Raw genomic sequence first — 16,077 nt, 5'->3', positions numbered from 1 at the left:
CTTGAGGTTTGGTCTGGATGGGTTGCGGCAATTTAAAATTTTCTGTCATATCAATGTGTTGCTCAGATTCTCAGCGTTATCATGTCGTACTGCGCTTAGCAGGAACGGCGGTACGGATTCAGTTGCCACGCTTGCGTATACGAAAAGGGAGCGTACACAGTGCAGAAGACAGCAAAGAGCGAAAGGCGCAGGCGCGCGCCGCTCGTTACAGAGGATTATCCGTCGATAACCCTCTTACAGGCAAGGGAACGGCGGCAGCAATTTCATTCAGGGGTAACAGAAGGTCAGCTTCTGCGCTGTCAGGCCAGCCTGAAGCGAGCGCTATGCGAGCCGGAAAAGAGCGGGACGCTCTTTTCCGCAGTTAAGCCAGCTCAGCTCTGTTCGCCGGAAAAGGCGCGCCAGGCGGCCAGCGTATCAAGCGACTCCCTCAGCAGGGTAATTTTTCCCGCTACCGCTACCAAGCGACCAGCATAGGTCTGCCTGTAGATGCGGTCGGTGCCTGCGATACCCGCTTCGACGCTGTATTCGCCAAAAGCCTGGGTCGGCGTATCGATCAAAAACTCAATATTACGGAAGCGGAAATCGGGCACTTTCTCCAGCAGGCCAGCAATAAAGGACTCAATTTCTTTCGCGCCCTGCGCGCGATGCGGCAGGCCAAGCGTTTTCAGGTAGGGCAACTCCAGCGCGCCATCAGCGGCGAAAAGCGCCGCGGCGGCGCGGGGATCGCGTATTGAATCCAGATAAAGTTGCAGTAGCTGTACGGCGGTTTTCATGGTCAGGGACTCCTGAAGTGGTTACCGGCCGACAAAGTGTTGCGGGCCTGACACCAGCCTAATTAACTTCAGAAGCGCACAAAACAGCAAAGGATGAAACCTACCATTTCATTTATGTAATCATCCCTGCTGATTTTGCTTTCATGGCGCGTAGCGCCACTCTGGATCGCTGAGACGTTTGGCAAAGAAATCGGAAAGCACTCTGACCTTAAGCGGTCGACTGCGCGCGGTTGGGGTGACGAAATAGAGCCCGCCCTGAGTCATCGACCACTCATCAAGAAGGCGTACCAGACGGCCATCGCGCAAATATTCCGCTGCGATAAACTCTGGCAGTTCGGCGATGCCCAGACCTTCAAGCAGCGGCGGCAGCAGGGCGTCTGAGTTAGTTACCCGCAGCGGTCCATTCGGAACGATATCTTCATGCACGCCGGAGGTATGCGTAAAGCGCCATACCTGACTGCGCGCCCGGTACGCATAGCTGAAGCAGGCACGCGATGTCAGCGCTCTGGGATGCTCCGGCGCGCCATGACGAGCAACATAGGAAGGCGCCGCTACCAGAAACTGTGTTACCGCGCATAAGCGACGCGCAACCAGCGACGAGTCCGGCAGCGCGGCAATGCGCAGCGCCGCATCAAAGCCTTCGGCGATAACATCGACCGACGCGTCCGAGAGGTGCAAATCCACGCTGAGTTCGGGAAACTGGCGAATCAGTTCCGGCAACAGCGGCGCGATCCAGCGCAGCCCGAAGGCCATAGGCACCGCCAGCCGCACCAGACCGCGCGGCTGTACCGCAAGCTCGTGCGCCTCGCTTTCAACTTCCTCTGCCTGCCGGTAAATCTCAGACGCTTTCGCGGCCATGCTCTGGCCAAACTCGGTCAGCGCCACCTGGCGCGAGGTGCGGTTAAACAGCCTGCCGCCCAGCCTCTCCTCCAGCCGGGCGACGGCGCGCGATATCGTTGGGACGGAGACGCCCATAACTCTCGCCGCGGCGGCGAACGATCCTTCCTCTGCTACTTTCGCGAACATCGCGAGTCCTTCGAAATCGGGGAATCTGTTCATTTCAAATCTGCAACGATGAGTTTTAAATCATTCTATTTTGAAAAATGCTGTTCGTCGATATGCTTCTTTTGTCGCCACAGTCGCCGGTCTCGCTTAGTCAGTAACGCCGTCGGCAGCCGTTAATTCTCTATTTAGCGATGTTCAGCTTGAGAGCTTAAAAGACATTCAACAGGCATATGCGTGCCTTAATCTGAGGAAGCAAATGATGAGCAATAAACTTGCAAATAAAATCGCGCTGGTTACCGGCGGCAGTTCAGGCATCGGTCTGGCCTCTGCGCAGGAGCTGGCTTCACAGGGCGCAAAGGTTTATATCACCGGCCGTCGCCAGGAAGAGCTTGACGCTGCGGTAGCGGCGATTGGACCGGCCGCGACCGGTATCCGCGCTGATGCCTCCAGTCTGTCCGATCTCGATAAGGTCTTTGCGACCATCACCAGCGAATCAGGACGACTTGATATCCTGTTCGCCAATGCCGGCGGCGGGGATATGATGCCGCTTGAGGCAATCACTGAAGAACACTTCGATCGCATCTTCGGCACGAACGTGCGCGGGCTGCTTTTTACCGTTCAGAAGGCGCTGCCTCTCCTGAATAATGGCTCATCGGTTATCCTGACAGGCTCGACTGCCGCAGTTAAAGGCACAGCGAACTTCAGCGTTTATAGCGCCAGTAAAGCAGCGGTGAGGAACTTTGCCCGTTCATGGGCGCTGGATTTAAAAGATCGCGGTATCAGAGTGAACGTTGTCAGTCCAGGCCCGATCCGCACCGCAGGCCTGGGCGGCCTGGTCCCGGAAGAACAGCGCCAGGAGCTTTTTGAGGTGCTGGCCGCTGAGGTTCCTCTTGGCAGGCTGGGCGAGCCTGAGGAAGTCGGCAAAGCGGTGGCGTTTCTCGCCTCTGACGATGCTGCTTTTATTAATGCCGCTGAGTTTTATGTTGATGGCGGTCTGGCGCAGGTTTAATCGGCACGCGTTTTATTTTTTAATCTGGCTGTCAGGCCAGAAGCGTGCGGATAGCATCGGGTTCAGGAAGGCTGTGAAATCTGTTTCAGAGGCTGCTTAATGCGGCCTTTCCTTTTTATAACCGGCTAATAAACCCGCAGGCGGGGCCTGCAAAAGGGTGCTTTTACCGGGGGCAGCTACACTCGAACCAGACCCTAACTGACAGGAGAAGCCATGACGGAGAAGAAGCAGTTATCAGACAAAAACCCGACGGATATCGAACACACACTGGTGTTGCAAAGCGGGACCGCCTGGAACGGTCAGGCATACAGGGCGTACCCGGAAGGCAAACCACAGATATCGGTGATGCGTATGTCATTGCCTGCCCACAGCGAGCTACCCTGGCATACACACCCCATGCCCAATACCGCTTATATTCTCTCTGGCCAGTTAACCGTAGAAGATAAGAACACCGGCGAACGCTTTAGCGTTAGCGCGGGGCAGGCGCTTAATGAAACCATCGACAGCGCGCATCGCGGCTATACCACCGAAGAGCCGACGGAATTACTTATTTTCTACGCTGGCGTTGAAGGACAGGAACTTTCCCTGCCGCTGCCAGGGGAAGAGGCGGAATTTTGACAATGCCAGCCCTTATAAAGTTCTGTTTTTACTTAGCGGGCAAAGTAGATTATCGCCAGAAGGCATTAATAAGCTGGCTTATTAAATAACGCTCTTTTGCGCGGCGGCAGTCGCGTATCAATACTTTATCTTTGGGGACTGTCTCATCATTTGTTTTCCGAAATAAGTTCTTACTGCCACTATTTATAGCTTTTGTTTAACTGCCGTTAAAGTTACCTGTGGTTGGTTGATTTTTGTTCGCATATTTTTTGGTGAAAAGCAGAATCAAAAATAGGGAGTCAAATCAATAAACCAGGCATAAACAATTGAAAGATAGCTGTTTTTAATGAACTCTCCAGGCCTGAATTAATTGCAGTTGATAAAAAATCTCTATGTTTTTAATGAACTTTTCACCAGTAAGTTGATCTTGCAGAAAGAACATATACACTAATAACGCATATGACACGCAATGCTCAAATAAGAGATAAAATCGGGCGCGGGTTATTAGCGGTATCCTCCTTGAGTTGTTCTTGCTTTACCTTCCACACCAGATGAAAAAAGTGATAGCCTCTTTAAGGCTGTCTTAAGGTTTCGTCAGCATTATTTCTCCGACGCCTCTCTGAAAAAAGGGAGTCATGGCGAGATTCACCAAAATTACGTTAAAAAGAAACAATTGCTTCATATTTGTAATATTTATTTCTCCAGGCGGCGCTTAACTATTTTACGTTCGAGCAACTTAAATTTGATGGAATCTAACTATGTCATTTATTCCTTTTTCGCGGCCTTCGCTGGGTGAAGAAGAGCTGGCTGCGGTAAAAGCGGTGTTTGAATCGGGATGGATCACCACTGGCCCGCAAAATGCTGCGCTGGAGCAGGCTTTTTGCCAGCTCACGGGTAATCAACACGCTATCGCAGTGAGTTCCGCAACGGCGGGTATGCACGTTACGCTGCTGGCGCTGAATATTCAGCCCGGCGACGAGATTATTACACCCTCGCTGACCTGGGTTTCCACCATCAATATCATTACGCTGCTGGGCGCCACGCCGGTCATGATCGATATCGATCGCGATACGCTGATGGTTACGCCCGAACAAATCGAAGCTGCTATCACGCCGCGCACCCGCGCCATTATCCCGGTGCATTACGCGGGCGCACCGGCAGACAGCGATGCAATTCACGCCCTCGGCAAGCGTTACAGTATCCCGGTGATTGAAGATGCCGCGCACGCGGCGGGCTGCTATTACAAGGGACGCCATGTCGGCAGTTCAGGTACTGCCATCTTCTCGTTTCACGCTATCAAAAATATGACCTGCGCCGAAGGCGGCCTGATTGTTACCGATGACGCCGAACTGGCGGATCGCATGCGCAGCCTGAAGTTCCACGGTCTGGGCGTCGATGCGTACGATCGCCATACCCACGGCCGCAAGCCGCAGGCGGAAGTGATTATGCCTGGCTTCAAGTACAACCTGCCCGATATCAGCGCGGCTATTGCGCTGGTGCAGTTGAAAAAGCTCAACGCCTTTAATGCGCGCCGCGAGGCGATCGCCCAGCGCTATCTGCGTGAATTAGCCGACACGCCGTTCCTGCCGCTGTCGCAACCGACATGGGCTCATCAGCACGCCTGGCATCTGTTTATCATTCGCGTAGACGAAGCGACGTGCGGCATCAGCCGTGATGCGCTGATGGAAGCGCTGAAGGCGCAGGATATCGGCACCGGCCTGCATTTCCGCGCCGCGCACACCCACAAATACTATCGCGAACGCTATCCCCAGCTCTCCCTGCCCAACACCGAATGGAACAGCGATCGTATCTGCTCCATTCCGCTGTTCCCGGATATGCACGATGACGATGTCACCCGCGTTATTGACGCCTTACGTCACGTAGCTGGAGTCTGAGATGCAGGAAGAAAAAGCGATTCACAAAGTATCTGTTGTTATTCCGGTCTACAACGAAGAAGAGAGCCTGGCGGAGCTGGTGCGCCGTACGGATGCGGCCTGCAGCTTGATTGGCCTGGATTATGAAATCTTGCTGGTGGACGACGGCAGCGCCGACCGCTCCGCCCAGATGATCAACGATGCCGCCGATATGCCCGGCAGCCATGTGGTCGGCGTATTGCTGAACCGCAACTATGGTCAGCACTCGGCGATAATGGCGGGTTTCAGCCATGTTTCAGGCGATCTGATCATCACGCTGGATGCCGATCTGCAAAACCCGCCGGAAGAGATCCCGAAGCTGGTGCAGGCGGCGCAGCAGGGGTATGACGTGGTCGGCACCGTTCGTCAGAACCGCCAGGATAGCTGGTTCCGCCGCCGCGCCTCGCGCGCCATTAACCATCTGATTCAGCGCGTCACCGGCAAAGCGATGGGCGATTACGGCTGTATGCTGCGCGCCTATCGTCGTCATATTGTCGATGCGATGCTTAACTGCCACGAGCGCAGCACCTTTATTCCGATCCTCGCCAACACCTTCGCGCGCCGCACTATTGAGCTGCCGGTTACCCACGCCGAGCGCGAGTTCGGCGACTCCAAATACAGCTTTATGAAGCTGATTAACCTGATGTACGACCTGGTGACCTGCCTGACCACCACGCCGCTGCGTCTGCTGAGCATTATCGGCAGCCTGATCGCGCTGGCTGGTTTCGCCTTCTCGCTGGTGTTGATCGTGCTGCGTCTGTTCCTCGGCGCCAGCTGGGCGGGCGACGGTGTGTTCATGCTGTTCGCCGTGCTCTTTATTTTTGTCGGCGCGCAGTTTATCGGCATGGGCCTGCTTGGCGAATACATCGGCCGTATCTATAACGATGTCCGCGCGCGTCCCCGCTACTTTATCCAGCGTGTTATTCACCCACAGCAAAAAGCTTCTTCTGTACAGGAATCCGAGTAATGAAAACCATCGTCTTCGCCTACGCCGAAATGGGCTGTGCGGGCATTAGCGCGCTACTGAAAGCCGGTTATGAAATCAGCGCCATCTTCACTCATGCTGACACCTCGCCTGAAAGCCATGCGTTTCCCTCCGTGGCGCGCCTGGCGGCGGAGCAGGGCATCCCGGTTTACGCACCGGAAGACGCCAGCCATCCGCTGTGGGTCGATCGTATTAAAGCGATGCAGCCTGACTTTATTTTCTCCTTCTATTACCGCGCGCTGCTAAGCGACAGCATCCTCAAGACCGCCCGGATTGGCGCTTTTAATCTGCATGGCTCGCTGCTGCCGAAATACCGCGGCCGCGCACCGCTTAACTGGGTGCTGGTAAATGGCGAAACGGAAACCGGCGTGACGCTGCACCGCATGGTGAAGCGCGCCGACGCTGGCGATATCGTCGTTCAGCAGCGCGTGGCGATTGATGAGCAGGACAACGCTCTGACGCTGCACCGCAAGCTGGTCGCTTGTGCGACGGAGCTGCTGGATGGCGTATTACCGGCGATGAAGCGCGGCGACATTTCCGCCACGCCGCAAAACAACAGCGAAGCCACGGTGGTCGGCCGCCGCACGCCAGAAGACGGGCGTATCAACTGGGAATGGCCTGCGCAGTCGGTGAACAACCTGGTGCGCGCCGTGACCGATCCCTGGCCGGGCGCATTTGCCTTCGCCGGTACGCTGAAGTTTGTGGTATGGAAAGGGCGCGTACATGCGGATGCGCCAAAAGCGAAGCCGGGTACGGTGCTGTCGGTCGATCCTTTCCTGATCGCCTGCGGCGAAGGCGCGCTGGAAGTGCTGACCGGCCAGAGTGATAACGGCGTCTATATGAACGGCAGCCAGCTGGCGCAAAACCTCGGCATGGTGCCGGGCGCGCTGCTCTACTCGCAGCCGGTCGCCGCGATCAAACGGCGCACCCGCGTATTGATCCTCGGCGTTAACGGTTTTATCGGCAATCACTTAACTGAACGCCTGTTGCAGGATGATAACTTTGAGGTGTACGGGCTGGATATCGGGTCTGACGCCATCAGCCGTTTCCTCGATCAGCCGCGCTTCCACTTTGTTGAAGGCGATATCAGCATTCACTCGGAGTGGATTGAATACCACATCAAGAAATGCGATGTGGTGCTGCCGCTGGTGGCGATCGCCACGCCTATTGAGTACACCCGCAACCCGCTACGCGTGTTCGAACTCGATTTCGAAGAGAACCTGAAGATCATCCGCGACTGCGTGAAGTATAAAAAGCGCATTATTTTCCCGTCCACTTCAGAAGTGTACGGCATGTGCACCGACAACCATTTCGACGAGGATAGCTCTAATCTCGTGGTCGGCCCGATCAACAAACAGCGCTGGATCTACTCCGTATCGAAACAGCTGCTGGATCGCGTTATCTGGGCATACGGCGAAAAAGAGGGATTACGCTTCACCCTGTTCCGTCCGTTTAACTGGATGGGGCCGCGTCTCGATAACCTGAATGCCGCCCGTATCGGCAGCTCACGCGCTATCACCCAGCTGATCCTTAATCTGGTGGAAGGTTCGCCGATCAAGCTGATCGACGGCGGCGCGCAGAAACGCTGCTTCACCGATATTCGTGACGGTATTGAAGCGCTGTTCCGCATCATTGAAAACAAAAACGGCAACTGCGACGGCCAGATCGTCAATATCGGCAATCCGGACAATGAAGCCAGCATCAAAGAGCTGGCTGAGCATCTGCTGGCGAGCTTCGAACGCCATCCGCTGCGTGACCGCTTCCCGCCGTTCGCCGGTTTCCGCGAAGTCGAGAGCAGCAGCTATTACGGGAAGGGATATCAGGACGTAGAGCACCGTAAGCCGTCGATCAAAAACGCACGCCGTCTGCTGAACTGGACGCCGACGGTAGAGATGGATACCACCATCGACAACACGCTGGACTTCTTCCTGCGCACCGTTGAGCTACAGGACAAGCCATGAAGAAAGTCGGTTTGCGCGTCGATGTGGACACCTGGCGAGGTACAAAGCTGGGCGTTCCGGCGCTGCTGGAGCAGTTCAGTCTGCATCAGCTGCAGGCCAGCTTCTTTTTCAGCGTCGGGCCGGACAACATGGGACGCCACCTGTGGCGTCTGATGAAGCCGCGCTTTTTGTGGAAGATGCTGCGCTCACGCGCAGCCTCGCTCTACGGCTGGGATATCCTGCTGGCCGGCACCGCCTGGCCGGGACGGGATATTGGGCGCGGGCTGGCTGACATTATTCGCGCCACAGCTGAGCATCACGAAATCGGCCTGCATGCCTGGGACCATTTCGCCTGGCAAACCTGGGCGGGCGTCTGGCCGCAGGCGAAGCTGACTGAGCAGATTGCGCGGGGCAAAGCGGCGCTGGAGGCGATAACAGGTGACGCTGTCACTTGTTCGGCGGTGGCGGGCTGGCGCGCCGATACGCGCGTGGTCGACGCCAAAGAACCGTTTGGCTTCCTCTATAACAGCGACTGCCGCGGCAGCGGGCCCTTTATTCCGCAGCTTAGCGACGGCAGCAAGGGTACGGTGCAGGTGCCAGTTACGCTGCCGACCTGGGACGAAGTGGTCGGTCAGCAGGTCAGTGCGGCAGGCTTCAACGACTTTATCCTCGAACAGATGCTGGCTGCTACCGGCTCGCCGGTTTACACCATTCATGCCGAGGTTGAAGGCATTGTTGGATTATCTGCTTTCGCGGAACTGCTGAAACGCGCAGAAGATCAGGGTATCCACTTCTGCCCGCTCAGCGAGCTATTGCCCGCCGATCTCAGCACGCTGCCGCGTGGCAGCCTCGTCCGCGGCCACATCCCCGGACGCGAAGGCTGGCTGGGCTGTCAGGGCTGAACGTAACGGTAATTATTTGCACAGGAAACATGGATGCGTACAGGCACTAAAACCGCGCTGCTGCTGGCGCTCTTCGCGCTTTATTACCTTATCCCGATTGAATTTCGTGCTTTATGGCAGCCGGATGAAACGCGCTATGCCGAAATCAGCCGCGAAATGCTCGCGGGCGGCAACTGGGTGGTGCCGCACTTTTTCGGTTTACGCTACTTTGAAAAACCGATTGCCGGTTACTGGGTAAACAATATCGGCCAGTTCATCTTTGGCCATACTCTTTTCGGCGTGCGCGCAGGGGCGATTTTCAGCACCACCTTTAGCGCGCTGCTGCTCTACTGGCTTGGCAGACGCATGTTCGCCAGCCGGGCAATCGCGCTCACCGGCGGCCTTATTTTTCTGACTTCGCTGTTGGTATATGGTGTCGGAACCTATGCGGTGATTGATCCCATTTTACTGCTGTGGCTGGTGGCGGCGATGTGCAGCTACTGGCTGGCGGCGCAGGCGAGCACTACGCAGCAGCGTCTCGGCGGCTATCTGCTGCTCGGCGCCGCCTGCGGCATGGGCTTTATGACCAAGGGCTTTCTGGCGCTGGCGGTACCGGTACTGGCAATCGTGCCCTGGGCTATCTGGCAGCGTCGCTTCGCTGAACTGTTGCGCTGGGGATTATTGACCATCGTAATGGCGCTGTTAATCAGCGCGCCCTGGGCGCTGGCGATCAATCGGCAGGAAGGGGATTTCTGGCACTACTTCTTCTGGGTCGAGCATATACAACGGTTTGCTGAAGCCGATGCGCAGCATAAAGCACCGTTCTGGTATTACCTGCCGGTATTGCTGGCGGGCTGTATGCCGTGGCTGGCGCTGCTGCCTGGCTCGCTGAAGGCGGCCTGGCGGGAGCGCGGGCAAGAGCCGGGCGCGGCTTATCTGCTGTGCTGGGTAGTGATGCCGCTGCTGTTTTTCAGCATCGCAAAAGGCAAATTGCCCACCTATATTCTGCCTTGCTTCGCGCCGCTGGCGCTGCTGATAGCGCGCTATGCCCACGGCAGCAGCGCAGCTCTGGGCAAGGTGTTTAAGATTAACGGCTGGATCAACCTGCTGTTCGGCCTGATCGCGACGATCGCAGTCGTGGCATTCCTTGCGCCGTGGGGGCTGGCACACCATCCGCTCTACGCCAGCGACGAGAAGATGCGCGTGGTCTGGGCGGCAGGAGCGTTTGTCTGCTGGGGCGTGGTGGGCTGGCTGAGCCTCCGGCCGCGCGATAACCGCTGGCAGCTGGCGGCACTCTGTCCGCTGGCGCTGGCGCTGCTGGTTGGGTTCGCTATTCCACAGAAGGTGCGCGACTCGAAACAGCCGCAGAGTTTCGTCAGCGCGATAAGCGAGCGGCTGGTGGGCAGCCGTTATCTGCTGGCGGACAATCCGGGCGTCGCCTCGGCGATCGCCTGGGAGCTGCGGCGCAGCGATATTACCCTTTATGACGCTAAAGGCGAACTGCAATATGGCCTCAGCTATCCCGATGCGCAGCCGCGCTATGTGGATGGCAGCGCCTTCGCGGGCTGGCTTCAGGAGCATCGTCGCACTGGCAAGGTATCCGTGGTGATGATGCTCGATTCTGGTCAGAAGGAACCGGATGCGAGCCTGCCGAAGCCGGATGAGGTTTATCGTCAGGGGCGGCTGGTTTATTACGGTTACGACGAAAAACCATGAATCTGCTGCTGATTATGCTGGTGAGCCTGCTGAGTTGCGCAGCGCAACTGTGCCAGAAACAGGCGGCCACCCTCGGCGCGCGCCAGGGCAAAAAACGCCTGCTGATGTGGATCGCGTTAAGCCTGCTGCTGCTTGGCGTCGCGATGCTGGTGTGGCTGTGGGTGCTGCGTCTGGTGCCGGTCAGCGTGGCCTATCCGATGCTCAGCATTAATTTTGTGCTGGTGGCGCTTGCCGCGCGTCTTATCTGGCGGGAAAGCTATACGCTGCAGCAGTGGATCGGCACGCTGGCGATTGTCGCTGGTGTGGCGCTGATAGGGAGCCACCTGTGAAAGGCCTTGGTCTGGCGCTGTGCTCTGTTTTGCTGGTGACGCTGGCTCAGCTGGTATTACGTCTGGCGATGCGGGACTTTCCACCCGCTGCTGAATGGCTGAGCGTCGACTGGGTGCAGCATAGCAAGCCGCTGGTATTGCTCTGTATCGGGCTGGGAGCCTATGGGCTTTCTATGCTTTGCTGGATGCTGGCGCTGCGTCATTTGCCGCTTAACCGGCTCTATCCGCTGCTTAGCCTGAGCTATGTGCTGGTGTGGCTGGCTGCGGTTCTGCTGCCGGTCTTCGGCGAGCCGTTCCGCTGGAGCGGCCTCGCGGGCGTGCTGCTGATCGTGCTGGGTCTGGTCATTATCTCTGTTCCACGCCGCAAGGCCAGGTTATAGCAGGCAGATGCCATCCGTACCGGCAATACAGTTACGGCCCGCTTTTTTAGCGACGTACAGCGCCTCGTCGGCGGCAAGCTTCAGCGAGTCAGGCGAGTCTCCGGAAGAGGAAGCGCTGATACCGGCGCTCAGGGTAACGATTTTTTCCGGCAGTTCACTCGCCCCATGAGGCAGCGCCGCCCGGCGAATGGCCTCCAGCGCCCGGTGCGCCACGTTCTCCGCATCCCGGGCCTTTGTGCCCGGCAGGATAATGGCAAACTCCTCCCCGCCATAGCGGGTCACCCGGTCGGTACTGCGTAGCGGAAGGTGCTTCAGCACCGCCGCCACCTCCTGCAGGCAGCGATCGCCAGCGATATGCCCATACTCATCGTTATAACGCTTGAAGTAATCCACATCGAACATAATCAGAGAGACCGGCGAGGCGGCGCCCTCGAGGCTCTTCTCCAGATAAAAATCGAACTGTCGCCGGTTGCCCAGTCCTGTTAAGCCGTCCAGCATCGCCAGGTCGCTGAGCGTGCTGTTGAGTCGCGTTAGCTCATCCTGCGAGCGCATCAGCGCCTGCTGGCTCTGCTGGTTGGCGTGCAGATGCCGAAGCACCAGAAAGCCGAACAGCAAAACCAGCAGCCACGTAAAAATATTAACGCTGATGCCGGTGATATTACTCATCCACCAGGCGTGCCGGATCGCGCGGGTTTCATAGCCGACAGCCACCACCAGAGGATAACGCTCCAGTCGGGCGTAGCCGAAAAGACGCTCCTGTCCGTCAAGGCGGCTGTTCCAGGTGGCGCTGCCGATGCGGTACTGGCTCAGCAGGCGAGTAAAGAGCGGGCTGGAGGAGAGGCTGCGGTTGAGCACGCTGTCAGGGAAAGGGCGGGCATAGAGAAGAAGGCCCTCGGTGTTCATCAGCGCCAGCAGATCGCCAGGGCTCTGTTCATACCAGCCGTAGAACTGGCGAAAAAAGGCGACCTTTACCGAGCCGAGCGCTACGCCACGAAAATTACCTTCAGCGTCATTCAGCCGCAGAGAAACCGGAATGACCAGTTCATCAGCGCTGCGGCTGCGGATAACCTTTCCGATATGAACGCCCGCGTCTGCGTGGTCGCGGTGCCAGATAAACGACTCCCGGTCGGCATTATTCAGCCGGGTGTCATGCTGGTCGCGGGAGGTGGCCAGCCAGTTGCCCTCTTTATCATAAACAAACAGGCCAGCCAGCTGAGGCAGAGGAAGAGCGAGTCCGGCGAGAATGCCACGTCCGCCGCTGTACGCCTCCGGGTGGCTAAATACCTGGTCTGTCTGGCGGGCTATTTCATCCAGCGCAATATTGACCTGCAGGAAAGTATCCTGCGCCTGCCGCGACAGAGATAGCGACTGGTTGCGGGCCTGGACGGAGACGTCCTGAAGCCGGTTCTGCCAGGATCGCCATAATGCCCAGCTGCATGCCGTCACGATAAACAGGCTAATAAAAAGCAGAAACAGCAGCACAAAGCGCTCTGTTCTTCTGGTGCGGGGTGATGGCAAAGTCTCTCTCCAGTAAAACAGAGGGTTATCAGTAAAAGGTAGCAGTAAAAAGCGGACCTGCAGGCCGGTACGCAGACAGGCGGCCGATGAAAGGGCACTTCTCTTGCCGTTTGTCATAGCCGAAGCCACAGCGCTTTGCGTTAGGGCTCGTTCTAAGGTGGTCAATTTTAAAAAGAGGTGACTATGGAATTTCAACAGATGCGCATCGCAAGGCCTGTAAGCCTGCTCAGCAAAAGCTGTGAAATGTACTGCGACGGCCTGGGCCTGAAAAAAATCGGTGAATTTAGCGATCATGACGGGTTCAGCGGATGCATGTTAGGCCGGGAGGATTTAGCCTGGCATCTTGAATTCACGCAGTGTCACCATCATCCGGTGACGCCTTCGCCGTCGGCCGAAGACCTTTTAGTATTGTACGTGCCTGACAAAGGAAGCTGGGAAAAGCGCTGCGCAACAATGAGTCATGCCGGTTTTGTCAGAGTAAAATCTTTTAATCCTTACTGGGAGCAAAGAGGCATCACTTTCAGGGATATTGACGGTTACAGGGTCGTAATTCAGAACATGCGCTGGGGCGATAATTAACTCGGTATGCCGGCTACGTTTCTGCTGTCACGACACACTGACCCACCGTCAGAACTATGAACAGAAGCAGAGCGGCCTGATGCTTCAGCTCACCAGCCCTATTACGGATGCGCTGCTGAGCCGTGGTTCACAGGCGAAAGAGTCCATGGTGACGGGCGCGCTGGGCGGGCTGAGCGCCAGCAACCTCGGAGCCGCAGCGGGTGGGGCAATGGCGCCTTAATTCGCTAACGCCATCAGGAAAGCCACGACGACGTATAATCCTGACGGCACGGAAAACACCAACCTCATGGCTAACACCATGGCGCACGCGGTGGCAGGCGCAGCGGGTGCGGCAGACGGAGAACTGGCGGCGAAGGCTATTGCGGCGGTAATGTACCCTGACATGAAGATTAGCGACCTGACGGAGAGCCAGAAGCAGACGGTGAGCGCGCTGAGCCAGATGGTGACCGGGCTGGCGGGCGGCATCGCGTCGGACTCGGCGCTGGAGGCGGGACCGGGGCGGTGGCCGGGAAGAATTCGGTTGAGAATAATTATCTGAGCAGTCAGCAACGCTCTGAACGGGATAAAGAGTTTGATGCCTGTAAAGGTAGCGCCTCATGTCAGTGGAAAGTCGGTGCCAAATGGAATGCCATCAGTGTGGTCCAGGATGCTGCTTTTGGTACAAAAATGCTGGCAGGAGTTCCTGCGGGGATTTATGACTCTGTTGAAGGTATCGTACAGATAGCCAGCAGTCCGCTTGATCCCTACGAAGCGCTGAAATCGTTGTTTAACAGTGGAGATGTGCTGGGTAACGTTTCGGATGCGGTGAAACAGTCCTATATTGACCGTATCAACCGGATGGAAGTGGAGTATCAGAAAGCCGGTGCCAGCGGGTCGTTTAATGCGGTGTTGAAGGCGGTAAGCTGGTTACGGATATAGCCGGATTACTTGCCGGTGGTGCCGGATTAGCGAAGGGCGGTGCGGTACTGACGGAGAGGATTGTTGAGAAAGTTGCATCAAAAGCAGCATCCAAAATTGATGATGTGCTTCCCCCACTGACATGGAAAGCCGGTGAAGGTGCATACAGTCCTAAGAGGGATGGAGCGATAACGGATGTCGAGTATACGGGTGGGAAATATAAGGGAAACTCATTACCTTACAAGGATATGACAGGAACGGTCGGGAACAGCAAAGATTATACGGATATTTTATCTCCTGAGGCTAAGCAGCATATACTCTATGGTGATAATTTAACCAGTGGCGGGCATTTATTTCCAGCAAATCCCGGAAAAACGACATTCCCGTCTAACTGGAGTGCAGAAAAAATAGTACATGAGATAGGAGATATAGCGACTTCTCCTATGCCCAGACAGGGACTGGTGGCAGTTATACTAGCAAAGGCAAACCTGCTAACTGGGTTGCTTATGAAATAAGAGATGGTGTGAGAGTCAGGATTGAATATCAACCAGCTGCCGGAAAAATTATCACTGCGTTCCCTGATAATGCATCTGTACCGGGTAGTTATAAACCGATAAAAAAGTAGGTGGTCATTAAATGAGCAAGTTAGATAAAAAAATAAAGGACTTTGGTGGTCTCTTCAGGGATCGCCTGGATAATGAGTTACTCCAAGACGCAATTAATTATGTAGATTATGATGAAAGAGGGTTAGCTTTCGAAACCATCTGTGATCACCTAAGCGAATATGAAGTATCAATTAATAAAGATGAGTATGAACTAGCTATAAAAATATGCAATGAACTTAAAATGGATCAGAATAATATTAGTCTCCAACATTTAAAAGAATTAGTTAGAGGTTAAGAATAATATGCTGGATGGTCTGGATGGTCTGGATGGTCTGGATGGTCTGGATGGTCTGGATGGTCTGGATGGTCTGGATGGCTTTGATAAAGGTTTTATGGATTACGGCCAGTCTTAAAGTCTTACGCGCCATATGCTCAGGATAAAAACCTGCCGCCAGAGCAGGGACAGGCAGTTTTGGTGCGGATAGTGAAAGGTGATCTGCCGAAAAATGCAAAGCCATACTGAGCAATAATCCGGTCTCAGAGACGGTAATGGCATTACTTACGGCGAAAGGCGCGAAAGACTACGCGTTGGCGCTGCTGACATCTATCCCAGCTGAGAAAGCGTTGTCATAAGTCGGTAAAGTTGCGAAATTTATCGATACCAAAATTCTGATAAGTGCGGCAGAGAAAATCAACAGCTAAGCCGAATCAATCAGCAATACCACGGGATATGAATAAACAAATATTTTGGAGTGATATGCAGGAAAATCCGGCAGCAGGTGTAAAATTGAGCGGTATAAATAATGACGTTCGTTTCCCGGCAAGGGCAGGATTCTAAAAATTGCAGGTAGAGTTAAAAAAGGACACAGACTCGCTCCTGTAGTTCAATTTGTCTTAGAAGAATATTTTCAGTGAGCAATCTGCATCGGCAATGATATATAGGGGAAGTA

At 55.5% G+C, this 16,077-nt stretch carries 18 protein-coding genes; 15 read left to right on the top strand and 3 right to left on the bottom strand.

The window, feature by feature from the left end; translation table 11 throughout:
• Positions 1–371: 371 nt before the first annotated feature.
• Together MHZ89_RS19990 and MHZ89_RS19985 are read right to left on the bottom strand one after the other, a co-directional pair.
• A complete protein-coding gene (locus MHZ89_RS19990; protein WP_311784423.1) occupies positions 372–773 on the bottom strand; it encodes a nuclear transport factor 2 family protein in 402 nt (133 codons plus the stop codon).
• Between the two features lie 141 nt (positions 774–914).
• Positions 915–1,799, bottom strand: coding sequence for a LysR family transcriptional regulator (locus MHZ89_RS19985; protein ID WP_311784422.1), 885 nt, complete (start codon positions 1,797–1,799; stop codon positions 915–917).
• 238 nt (positions 1,800–2,037) lie between these two features.
• Between MHZ89_RS19985 and MHZ89_RS19980 the strand changes: the two genes are divergently transcribed.
• The 9 genes from MHZ89_RS19980 to arnF all read left to right on the top strand — a co-directional run bounded on the left by MHZ89_RS19980 (position 2,038) and on the right by arnF (position 11,528).
• Positions 2,038–2,787 (top strand): SDR family oxidoreductase, encoded by a 750-nt coding sequence (locus MHZ89_RS19980; RefSeq protein WP_311784421.1) that lies wholly within the window; start codon positions 2,038–2,040, stop codon positions 2,785–2,787.
• A 213-nt stretch (positions 2,788–3,000) separates the two neighbouring features.
• Positions 3,001–3,405, top strand: coding sequence for a cupin domain-containing protein (locus MHZ89_RS19975; protein ID WP_311784420.1), 405 nt, complete (start codon positions 3,001–3,003; stop codon positions 3,403–3,405).
• 737 nt (positions 3,406–4,142) lie between these two features.
• The gene (arnB, locus tag MHZ89_RS19970; protein WP_311784419.1) at positions 4,143–5,279 is read left to right on the top strand and encodes a UDP-4-amino-4-deoxy-L-arabinose aminotransferase; all 1,137 of its coding nucleotides are present in this window, start codon (positions 4,143–4,145) and stop codon (positions 5,277–5,279) included.
• A 1-nt stretch (position 5,280) separates the two neighbouring features.
• Complete coding sequence (gene arnC, locus MHZ89_RS19965) at positions 5,281–6,264, top strand: undecaprenyl-phosphate 4-deoxy-4-formamido-L-arabinose transferase (protein ID WP_311784418.1); 984 nt, start codon at positions 5,281–5,283, stop codon at positions 6,262–6,264.
• Entirely contained in the window at positions 6,264–8,243 is a 1,980-nt protein-coding gene (arnA, locus tag MHZ89_RS19960) for a bifunctional UDP-4-amino-4-deoxy-L-arabinose formyltransferase/UDP-glucuronic acid oxidase ArnA (protein ID WP_311784417.1), read from the top strand. Before arnC ends, arnA begins: the two co-directional genes overlap by 1 nt.
• Complete coding sequence (arnD, locus tag MHZ89_RS19955; protein ID WP_311784416.1) at positions 8,240–9,124, top strand: 4-deoxy-4-formamido-L-arabinose-phosphoundecaprenol deformylase; 885 nt, start codon at positions 8,240–8,242, stop codon at positions 9,122–9,124. The genes arnA and arnD overlap by 4 nt, the downstream gene beginning before the upstream one ends.
• A 33-nt stretch (positions 9,125–9,157) precedes the next feature.
• Positions 9,158–10,819, top strand: a complete 1,662-nt coding sequence (gene arnT, locus MHZ89_RS19950) for a lipid IV(A) 4-amino-4-deoxy-L-arabinosyltransferase (protein WP_311784415.1) — start codon at positions 9,158–9,160, stop codon at positions 10,817–10,819.
• Entirely contained in the window at positions 10,816–11,148 is a 333-nt protein-coding gene (gene arnE / locus MHZ89_RS19945) for a 4-amino-4-deoxy-L-arabinose-phosphoundecaprenol flippase subunit ArnE (RefSeq protein ID WP_311784414.1), read from the top strand. Before arnT ends, arnE begins: the two co-directional genes overlap by 4 nt.
• Entirely contained in the window at positions 11,145–11,528 is a 384-nt protein-coding gene (gene arnF / locus MHZ89_RS19940) for a 4-amino-4-deoxy-L-arabinose-phosphoundecaprenol flippase subunit ArnF (protein ID WP_311784413.1), read from the top strand. Before arnE ends, arnF begins: the two co-directional genes overlap by 4 nt.
• On the opposite strand, the gene MHZ89_RS19935 is transcribed toward arnF, so the two are convergent.
• Complete coding sequence (locus MHZ89_RS19935) at positions 11,523–13,046, bottom strand: sensor domain-containing diguanylate cyclase (RefSeq protein ID WP_311784412.1); 1,524 nt, start codon at positions 13,044–13,046, stop codon at positions 11,523–11,525. The genes arnF and MHZ89_RS19935 overlap by 6 nt on opposite strands.
• A gap of 183 nt (positions 13,047–13,229) precedes the next feature.
• Here MHZ89_RS19935 and MHZ89_RS19930 point away from each other — a divergent pair, with 183 nt between their 5' ends.
• The 6 genes from MHZ89_RS19930 to MHZ89_RS19905 all read left to right on the top strand — a co-directional run bounded on the left by MHZ89_RS19930 (position 13,230) and on the right by MHZ89_RS19905 (position 15,422).
• On the top strand, positions 13,230–13,625 hold the full coding sequence (locus MHZ89_RS19930) for a VOC family protein (RefSeq protein ID WP_311784411.1): 396 nt from the start codon (positions 13,230–13,232) through the stop codon (positions 13,623–13,625).
• A gap of 79 nt (positions 13,626–13,704) precedes the next feature.
• Positions 13,705–13,845, top strand: a complete 141-nt coding sequence (locus MHZ89_RS19925) for a hypothetical protein (protein ID WP_311784410.1) — start codon at positions 13,705–13,707, stop codon at positions 13,843–13,845.
• A gap of 66 nt (positions 13,846–13,911) precedes the next feature.
• Positions 13,912–14,163 carry a VENN motif pre-toxin domain-containing protein gene (locus MHZ89_RS19920; RefSeq protein ID WP_311784409.1) on the top strand — a complete coding sequence of 84 codons (252 nt, stop codon included), beginning with the start codon at positions 13,912–13,914 and terminating at the stop codon, positions 14,161–14,163.
• Complete coding sequence (locus MHZ89_RS19915; RefSeq protein WP_311784408.1) at positions 14,127–14,543, top strand: hypothetical protein; 417 nt, start codon at positions 14,127–14,129, stop codon at positions 14,541–14,543. Before MHZ89_RS19920 ends, MHZ89_RS19915 begins: the two co-directional genes overlap by 37 nt.
• A 104-nt stretch (positions 14,544–14,647) precedes the next feature.
• Complete coding sequence (locus MHZ89_RS19910; RefSeq protein ID WP_311784407.1) at positions 14,648–15,037, top strand: EndoU domain-containing protein; 390 nt, start codon at positions 14,648–14,650, stop codon at positions 15,035–15,037.
• 121 nt (positions 15,038–15,158) lie between these two features.
• Positions 15,159–15,422, top strand: coding sequence for a MafI family immunity protein (locus MHZ89_RS19905; RefSeq protein ID WP_311784406.1), 264 nt, complete (start codon positions 15,159–15,161; stop codon positions 15,420–15,422).
• The last annotated feature ends 655 nt before the right edge of the window (positions 15,423–16,077 follow it).

The organism is Pantoea sp. ACRSB (assembly GCF_022346905.1).
Classification (GTDB): Bacteria; Pseudomonadota; Gammaproteobacteria; order Enterobacterales; family Enterobacteriaceae; genus Pantoea; species Pantoea piersonii.
The sequence above is the reverse complement of the archived record's forward strand: the minus strand, read 5'-3'. Positions and strand labels throughout refer to the sequence as shown.

What these genes read in the sequence shown, in the direction of transcription:
- MHZ89_RS19990 (WP_311784423.1), bottom strand. Translation starts at nt 773, where the DNA reads ATGAAAACCGCCGTACAGCTACTGCAACTTTATCTGGATTCAATACGC.
- MHZ89_RS19985 (WP_311784422.1), bottom strand. Translation starts at nt 1,799, where the DNA reads ATGTTCGCGAAAGTAGCAGAGGAAGGATCGTTCGCCGCCGCGGCGAGA.
- MHZ89_RS19980 (WP_311784421.1), top strand. Translation starts at nt 2,038, where the DNA reads ATGAGCAATAAACTTGCAAATAAAATCGCGCTGGTTACCGGCGGCAGT.
- MHZ89_RS19975 (WP_311784420.1), top strand. Translation starts at nt 3,001, where the DNA reads ATGACGGAGAAGAAGCAGTTATCAGACAAAAACCCGACGGATATCGAA.
- arnB (WP_311784419.1), top strand. Translation starts at nt 4,143, where the DNA reads ATGTCATTTATTCCTTTTTCGCGGCCTTCGCTGGGTGAAGAAGAGCTG.
- arnC (WP_311784418.1), top strand. Translation starts at nt 5,281, where the DNA reads ATGCAGGAAGAAAAAGCGATTCACAAAGTATCTGTTGTTATTCCGGTC.
- arnA (WP_311784417.1), top strand. Translation starts at nt 6,264, where the DNA reads ATGAAAACCATCGTCTTCGCCTACGCCGAAATGGGCTGTGCGGGCATT.
- arnD (WP_311784416.1), top strand. Translation starts at nt 8,240, where the DNA reads ATGAAGAAAGTCGGTTTGCGCGTCGATGTGGACACCTGGCGAGGTACA.
- arnT (WP_311784415.1), top strand. Translation starts at nt 9,158, where the DNA reads ATGCGTACAGGCACTAAAACCGCGCTGCTGCTGGCGCTCTTCGCGCTT.
- arnE (WP_311784414.1), top strand. Translation starts at nt 10,816, where the DNA reads ATGAATCTGCTGCTGATTATGCTGGTGAGCCTGCTGAGTTGCGCAGCG.
- MHZ89_RS19930 (WP_311784411.1), top strand. Translation starts at nt 13,230, where the DNA reads ATGGAATTTCAACAGATGCGCATCGCAAGGCCTGTAAGCCTGCTCAGC.
- MHZ89_RS19925 (WP_311784410.1), top strand. Translation starts at nt 13,705, where the DNA reads ATGCTTCAGCTCACCAGCCCTATTACGGATGCGCTGCTGAGCCGTGGT.
- MHZ89_RS19920 (WP_311784409.1), top strand. Translation starts at nt 13,912, where the DNA reads ATGGCTAACACCATGGCGCACGCGGTGGCAGGCGCAGCGGGTGCGGCA.
- MHZ89_RS19905 (WP_311784406.1), top strand. Translation starts at nt 15,159, where the DNA reads ATGAGCAAGTTAGATAAAAAAATAAAGGACTTTGGTGGTCTCTTCAGG.